The sequence below is a fragment of the Rhodococcus sp. NPDC127593 genome (assembly GCF_042671975.1).
Lineage (GTDB): Bacteria > Actinomycetota > Actinomycetes > Mycobacteriales > Mycobacteriaceae > Rhodococcus_F.
In genome coordinates this window covers 1-6,153 of record NZ_JBHXWI010000140.1, presented here as the reverse complement: position 1 = coordinate 6,153, position 6,153 = coordinate 1, and the positions used below count along the sequence as shown (strand labels likewise).

6 protein-coding genes and 3 pseudogenes are annotated in these 6,153 nt (G+C 66.3%); 2 read left to right on the top strand and 7 right to left on the bottom strand.

Features of this window, described 5'->3' with window-relative positions:
- The first annotated feature begins 158 nt into the window (after positions 1 to 158).
- Together ACFVJ3_RS49005 and ACFVJ3_RS49000 are read left to right on the top strand one after the other, a co-directional pair.
- Positions 159 to 497: a hypothetical protein gene (locus ACFVJ3_RS49005; protein ID WP_378458966.1), complete on the top strand. Its 339-nt coding sequence runs from the start codon at positions 159 to 161 to the stop codon at positions 495 to 497.
- A 67-nt stretch (positions 498 to 564) separates the two neighbouring features.
- Positions 565 to 2,061 (top strand): aldehyde dehydrogenase family protein, encoded by a 1,497-nt coding sequence (locus ACFVJ3_RS49000; protein WP_378458965.1) that lies wholly within the window; start codon positions 565 to 567, stop codon positions 2,059 to 2,061.
- 135 nt (positions 2,062 to 2,196) lie between these two features.
- On the opposite strand, the pseudogene ACFVJ3_RS48995 reads toward ACFVJ3_RS49000, so the two are convergent.
- From ACFVJ3_RS48995 to ACFVJ3_RS48965, 7 genes and pseudogenes are all read right to left on the bottom strand, one after another.
- Positions 2,197 to 2,589: pseudogene (locus ACFVJ3_RS48995) on the bottom strand (DDE-type integrase/transposase/recombinase); the annotation flags it as partial.
- 1 nt (position 2,590) lies between these two features.
- Positions 2,591 to 3,406: a tyrosine-type recombinase/integrase gene (locus tag ACFVJ3_RS48990; RefSeq protein ID WP_378458964.1), complete on the bottom strand. Its 816-nt coding sequence runs from the start codon at positions 3,404 to 3,406 to the stop codon at positions 2,591 to 2,593.
- A gap of 38 nt (positions 3,407 to 3,444) precedes the next feature.
- Positions 3,445 to 3,687 (bottom strand): annotated as a pseudogene (locus ACFVJ3_RS48985) (site-specific integrase); the annotation flags it as partial.
- A 29-nt stretch (positions 3,688 to 3,716) separates the two neighbouring features.
- A complete protein-coding gene (locus ACFVJ3_RS48980; RefSeq protein ID WP_378458963.1) occupies positions 3,717 to 4,712 on the bottom strand; it encodes a tyrosine-type recombinase/integrase in 996 nt (331 codons plus the stop codon).
- On the bottom strand, positions 4,709 to 5,137 hold the full coding sequence (locus tag ACFVJ3_RS48975) for a tyrosine-type recombinase/integrase (protein ID WP_378458967.1): 429 nt from the start codon (positions 5,135 to 5,137) through the stop codon (positions 4,709 to 4,711). The genes ACFVJ3_RS48980 and ACFVJ3_RS48975 overlap by 4 nt, the downstream gene beginning before the upstream one ends.
- On the bottom strand, positions 5,068 to 5,631 hold the full coding sequence (locus tag ACFVJ3_RS48970) for a tyrosine-type recombinase/integrase (protein WP_378458962.1): 564 nt from the start codon (positions 5,629 to 5,631) through the stop codon (positions 5,068 to 5,070). Before ACFVJ3_RS48970 ends, ACFVJ3_RS48975 begins: the two co-directional genes overlap by 70 nt.
- Before the next feature lie 152 nt (positions 5,632 to 5,783).
- Positions 5,784 to 5,966 (bottom strand): annotated as a pseudogene (locus tag ACFVJ3_RS48965) (IS3 family transposase); the annotation flags it as partial.
- Positions 5,967 to 6,153 lie beyond the last annotated feature (187 nt).

Sequence of the window (6,153 nt, the reverse complement as noted above, 5' to 3'; positions counted from 1 at the left end):
GCGGGATCAGCAAGATGATGGTCGTGCTGACGCCGAAGGCAGGTGCATGACTGCCGGACGCGCGATCATCGTCGGCGCGAGCCACGCGGGAGCGCTTCGGAATCTCGAACGCGCTCGGCCTCGAGATCGATGACCCGGACGAAACTCTCTATGCGGGCATGATCCCGGGTTCGCCCTGGAAGGCCCCGCTTTCTCAGGACGGCACCCTCGAGCTTCAGATGCTCGCCCACCCTGGCGTCTCGGCGACTTTCTCCGACGGCATGACGTCCGGCGCGGTGGCGGCTGTCACGGCAGCCGAGGCAGTGCTTCGCGGGGGTGATCCCGATGCGGCCGCGCGGCGTGCCCTTCGCACCATGAACCGGGACCGCAGGCTGTGGAACCTGACGCGCAACAAGATCGCGCTGCCGGCGGACCTGCTGGTGCGGGCACCCCCCGAGGTCGCGATCTTCTACCCGCACACCCGGCACGCCGCATCGATGTGGGCGAGTGCGGCGTGAGTACCACCCAAGGATACCGGTCGCGAGGCCTTTCGACTACCAGTTCGACTACCAGGAAGAGGACATCATGACGAGCACACCAGAGACGGCGGGCGCTCGCACCCACCACTCGGACCCTTTGACCTCCAGCGGCGTTGACCGCGTGGGGATCACCGATGTTGACAAGATCACGCTCGCCTTCCACGCCCAGCGTGCGGCCGTCGAGCGGAGCCCGATCCCGACGTTGGACGAGCGCAAGGCCAACCTGCTGAAGCTGCAGCGGCTCATCGAGCAGAACGCCCTCCTCCTGAAGGAGGCTGCAGACGCCGACTTCGGTACGCGCTCCGGCTTCGAGACGGAGCTCTCCGAGATCGTCGGCACGATCAGCACGATCCGCTACATCCGCGGTCACCTGAAGTCATGGATGGCTCCGCGGCGTCGCTCGGCGTCGATGTGGTTCAAGCCTGCGAAGAACCGCATCGAGCCCAGCCCGCTCGGAGTCGTCGGGGTCGTCTCGCCGTGGAACTTTCCCGTCCACCTCGCCCTGATTCCCGCTGCTTCAGCACTCGCGGCCGGAAACCGGGTGATGGTGAAGCTGAGCGAGTTCACGCCGGCGACGTCCGCTGTGATCAAGCGGCTCGTGTCGCAGAACTTCGACCCGGCGGTGTTCTACGTGTCCGACGGTGGCACCGAGGTGGCCAGTGCGTTCACCCAGCTGCCGTTCGATCACCTCTTCTTCACGGGGTCAACGGCGGTCGGCAAGATCGTCGCGACCACTGCGGCGCAGAATCTGACGCCGGTGACCCTCGAGCTCGGCGGCAAGAGCCCGGTGATCATCGACGAGAACTACTCGATCAAGGATGCAGCGACCGCCGTGGCGTGGGGCAAGCTCTACAACGGCGGCCAGGTGTGCATCTCTCCTGACTATGTTTTGGTGCCCAAGGGCCGGGAGACGGAGTTCGCTCAGGCCACGATCGAGGCTGCGCGCGTGCTGTACCCGAACGCCGCCGGGAACGCCGATTACACCGCCATCTTGAACCAGCGTTACTACGATCGCCTGCGCGGATTCATCGAAGAGGCGGACAGCAACGGTTGGGAGACCTTCAGCACCGAGGATCCGGAGCTCGGGAGGTCGCGTCGGCAGCTTCCGCTGACGGCGATCGTCAACCCGCCGGCCGACTCGACGGTCATGACCGAGGAGATCTTCGGACCGATCCTGCCTGTGGTGGGGTACGACACGCAGTCGGCAGCGATCGCCACGGTGACGTCCAAGTCGACTCCGCTGGCGATGTACCTCTTGTGTCGCGGCAGCAAGCGGCAGCGGTCATGGCTGGATCGGGTCCCCAGCGGATCGGCGGTCGTCAACGACGTCATGATCGGCTACATCCAGAACGACCTGCCGTTCGGTGGCCGCGGGGGTTCGGGCATGGGGTCGTATCACGCTCGGGAGGGCTTCGACACGTTCTCGCACCTGCGCCCCGTCGTCTACCAACGGGCCATTTTCGGGCACACCGGTGTGCAGATGTTGTACCCGCCGTACAGCCCAGTCGCCCGGCTGCTGCTCAAGGCCATGCGCCGCACGTAGGCCTCGCGGGAGGCGCCTGCGCGTCAGCGTGGGCGCCTCATCCCCGGGGCCGACAGCCCGCTGTGCAAGAAGTGGCGACTGTCGCGTTCGGAGAGAGTGCAGCGCTCGTCACGAGCAGTATGGTCGGGAGCCGCCCGCGCTGTAGAAACCTTCGATGCATCTGATGATGTCTTGTCGCGCTTTACCTTTGGCGGAGTAGATCGGTCGGTAGACGCATTCGTTCTTGAAAGCAGCGAAGAAAATCTCGGCCATACTGTTGTCCCAGCACACCCCGGTTCGGCCCATCGACGAGCGCATGCCCAGAGAGTTCACGAGAGCACGGTAAGCCCGCGATGTGTAGACACTGCCGCGATCGGAGTGAAAGATCGCTCCCGGCTCGATCCGGGTCGTGGCTGCTGCGTTCGTCAACGCGGCCGCGACGAGTTCGGTGCGCATATGGTCTGCGATCGACCAGCCTACGACCTTGCGGGAGTAGCAGTCGATGACCGTCGCGAGGTACACGAAACCTTGCCAGGTGTGAACGTAGGTGTTATGCGCAGCTGCACATAACACCTATTCGGCTCAGCCCCTGGTTATGTGCAGCTCGGCTGGGTGAGGTCGCCAACGCCCTTGCGTGCGCTGGGTTTGCGGGTTCACCGGCTCGCGGTCGCTGCACATAATCACAGGTCTTGCAGGAAGGCGAGGAGTCGGTCGCCGGTTGGAATCGCGTCGGTGCGGGGCTGGGGTCGTGGAGCTTTCGCAGGACGGCCTCCTTGGCCGCGAGGTCGACTTCGAGGTACTGGTGTGTTGCTGCTGGGCTGGAATGTCCGAGCCACAAGGCGATGGTCGCCAGATCGGTTCCCGACTGCAGGAGGTGCATGGCCGTGGAGTGCCGCAGCGTGTGTGGTGAGATGTGTTGGCCGCGTAGCGATGGGCAGTCACGTTCAGCGACTGCGACGGCCCGATCGAGCCGGTCGCGCACTCCGGAGCGGGACATCGGTCCGCCGGACCGGTTGGGGAACACCGGTGCCTGGGGTGCGTCGTTGATCTTGCCCAGCCAGGCACGCAGTTCGGTGGCGGTGTTCTTCCAGAGCGGGATGACCCGTTCCTTGCGGCCCTTGCCGTGCAGGTGCACCGCGGTTTGCCGGTCCAGGAGCACGTCGCGTACTCGCAGCGCGGTGATCTCCGAGACGCGGGCGCCGGTGTTGTAGGTGGTGGCGAGCATGACCGCGTCGCGGCGCCCGCTCCAGGTGCGGTGGTCTGGTGCTGCCAGGATCGCGGAGATCTGCTCGCGGGACAGGTAGCCGAGCACGGGCCGGTCGAACCGTTTGGCCGGGATCGCCAACACCCGAGTCGTGATCGGCAACGAAGCTGGGTCCCGGACCGCGGCATGCGCATGAACGAGTGGATCGCGGCAAGACGCACGTTACGTGTCCGGGCACTGTTGCCGCGTCCTTCCTCGAGGTGGTCGAGGAAGTCCAGCACCACGGGAGCGTCCAGATCGTCGAGTTGGAGGGCGGCTGCTGGTGTGCCGGTGCGCTGTTCGATGAAGCCGAACAGCAACTCGAACGCGTCGCGGTAGCTTTCCACGGTGCGGGCGCTGGCGCCACGCTGGGCGACCAGACGGCGCAGGAAGAAGTCCTGCACCAGTTGTGCGAACCCGATCTGCGGGGCCCTCACGACACGCCTCCCGGTGCGGAGGCGGTGAAGGCCTCGAAACGCGCGGCCACGATGCCCATCAGTTCGGGGACGGCCGAGAGGTACCAGTAGAGGTCACGCACCTCGACGTGGCCCAGATAGGTGGCCAGGACCGCGATGTTGGCGTCGACGTCGACGCCTTCGGTGTGCCAGGCTTGGATGCGGCGCACCACCATCGTGTGGCGCAGGTCGTGAACACGCGGTGCCCGGGTGCGTCCTGTCGCGGTCCAGCCCCACTGCCGACGCACCACACTGAACGCGTGATGCGCGGTGTTGTAGCTGATCTGGTCGTTGCGGTCGGTGCGGAAGAACGCCGCGTCCTTGCCCGGTGGGCCGTAGCGTTCAGTTCTTGCCCGGTGGGCCGTAGCGTTCAGTTCTCGTTCGGTCGCGTACTGAGTCAGCGGAGGCACTGCACTGGGATGCAGCGGCACCAGCCTGGTGCGGCCACGTTTGCCGGCCCGGACGGTGAGCACGGCCTGGTCCAGGTCAACATCACCAATGCGCAGTGCCAGCGCCTCGCTGATCCGTAACCCGGTGCAGGCGATCAGCCCGAAAAGGGTGGCGTAGCAGTGGGGCCGCAACCCTCCGGATGGGGCCAGCCCAGCGGCGGCGGCCAGCAGGTCGCTGATCTCTGCCTCGGAATAGATGTGTGGTGGTTTGCGGTGCCCGGTGGGACCCAGCAGCCCGGGCTCGGGCACCTCGGTGGCTCCGTCTATGGAGGCCAGGTGACGCAGGAAGCCACGCACCGACGTCAACCGTCGGGCCGGGTTGCACGGATCGGTCGAGGCCGTCTTCGTCGCCCAATCCAGGCTCAACTCGAGTGGGATCGGACCCTTGTGGCCTTCTTGGTCCACGTGCCGCCCGAACGCGCGGAGCGCACGCTCTTGGCTCGGTGAGCGGTAGCCCAGGCCCCGGCGCAGCGCGATGAACTCCTCCACGCGTGCCTTCACGGCGCCGGTCCCGGCGCCGGTCATGATTCTGCTCCCGTCTGCGGCCACGGCAGCGGAATCTCGCGCAGGCGCCCGATATCGACCGCGGCATAGATCCGGGTCGTGGCCAGGCAGGAATGGCCCAGCATGTCGGCGATCTCGGGCAGGCTGGCCCCGCCCGCGAGTAGTCCGGTGGCCAGCGAGTGGCGCAACAGGTTGCCCCCACGCGTCGGCGCGTCGATGTCGGCGTCCTCCACGGCAGGCTGCACCGCACGGCCCACGATGCTGGTGCTGATCGGGGCACCGACCCGCAGCCAGTGCAAGACGAAGACCTCGCGGGCATCGACCTGCGGGCGACCGTGTTGCAGGTAGTCAGCCAAGGCCGCCCCGACCTCGCTGGTCAGCGGCAGCAGCGCACCGTGACCGGTCTTGCGGGCGCGGACTCGAACCGCGGCGTTGCGCCAGTCCAGATCGTCAGCCGTAGCCGGGCCACCTCACCGGGCCGCAGCCCCAACCGGGCAATGGTCAAGATGATCGCCCGGTCCCGCAGGTCGCGTGGCGACGCCGTCGCCAGTGAGGCGATCAGCTGTTCGAGAACCCTCGGGTCCAGGTGCCGCACCAGACCCGAGGGGCGATGCGGCACCATCGGGACCGCATCCACCAAACGGTCCTCACACCATCCCTGAGCGCGCAGGAACCGGAAGAAGACACGCAACGCCGTCGCAACCAACTCCACCGTCCGCGGCCGGTAGCGGCCCGAGAGCCCACCGACGAACGCGGCCACCTCCGGGGCACGGACCTCGGCGAACTCCACACCACGGTCACCGAACACCGCCACCAGGAACTCACCGACATGCCTGGCGTAGTTGCATCGGGTCCCCGCGCACACGCCCCGAGTCCGGCGCAGATGCTCATCGAACGCGGCGAGGACTTCCTCCACAGTCAATCGATCATGACTGGTCATCAGCTTCTCCTTGTCATCGAACAGATCCGATGACAAGAAGCGTCACGATAATGTGCAGCGACCGCGAGCGGGTGAACCCGCAGAACCCAGAGCACGCAAGGGCGTTGGCGACCTCACCCAGCCGAGCTGCACATAACCAGGGGCTGAGCCGAATAGGTGATGTCGCCGACGAACTTCACGCCCGGGCGGTCGGCGGAGAAAATGCGTTCGAGCAGATCCGGCACGAGCGGCTCCCCGTTCGGATCGGAGTCGGTGGTGACCCGGAACGGACGCGGTTGGGACGGCACGAGGTCTTCCTCGCGCATGATCGACCGGACCAACTCCGGGGAGCACTCGATTGCTGACGTTCACCCAATCGCGTTGACTAGGTGCATCCTTGGTGCCTGTAGAAACCGGATGTCGACCACCGAGCGAGCCTTGGTGGCAATTGCGGGAACGGTGTCCAAGCATGCTCGTCCGCTGTTTGTTCCGAGCGATCAATCACAGGCGTGGGGCTGGATCGCGACCGGCTCTCACGGCACG

What these genes read in the sequence shown, in the direction of transcription:
- ACFVJ3_RS49005 (WP_378458966.1), top strand. Translation starts at nt 159, where the DNA reads ATGATCCCGGGTTCGCCCTGGAAGGCCCCGCTTTCTCAGGACGGCACC.
- ACFVJ3_RS49000 (WP_378458965.1), top strand. Translation starts at nt 565, where the DNA reads ATGACGAGCACACCAGAGACGGCGGGCGCTCGCACCCACCACTCGGAC.
- ACFVJ3_RS48980 (WP_378458963.1), bottom strand. Translation starts at nt 4,712, where the DNA reads ATGACCGGCGCCGGGACCGGCGCCGTGAAGGCACGCGTGGAGGAGTTC.
- ACFVJ3_RS48970 (WP_378458962.1), bottom strand. Translation starts at nt 5,631, where the DNA reads ATGACCAGTCATGATCGATTGACTGTGGAGGAAGTCCTCGCCGCGTTC.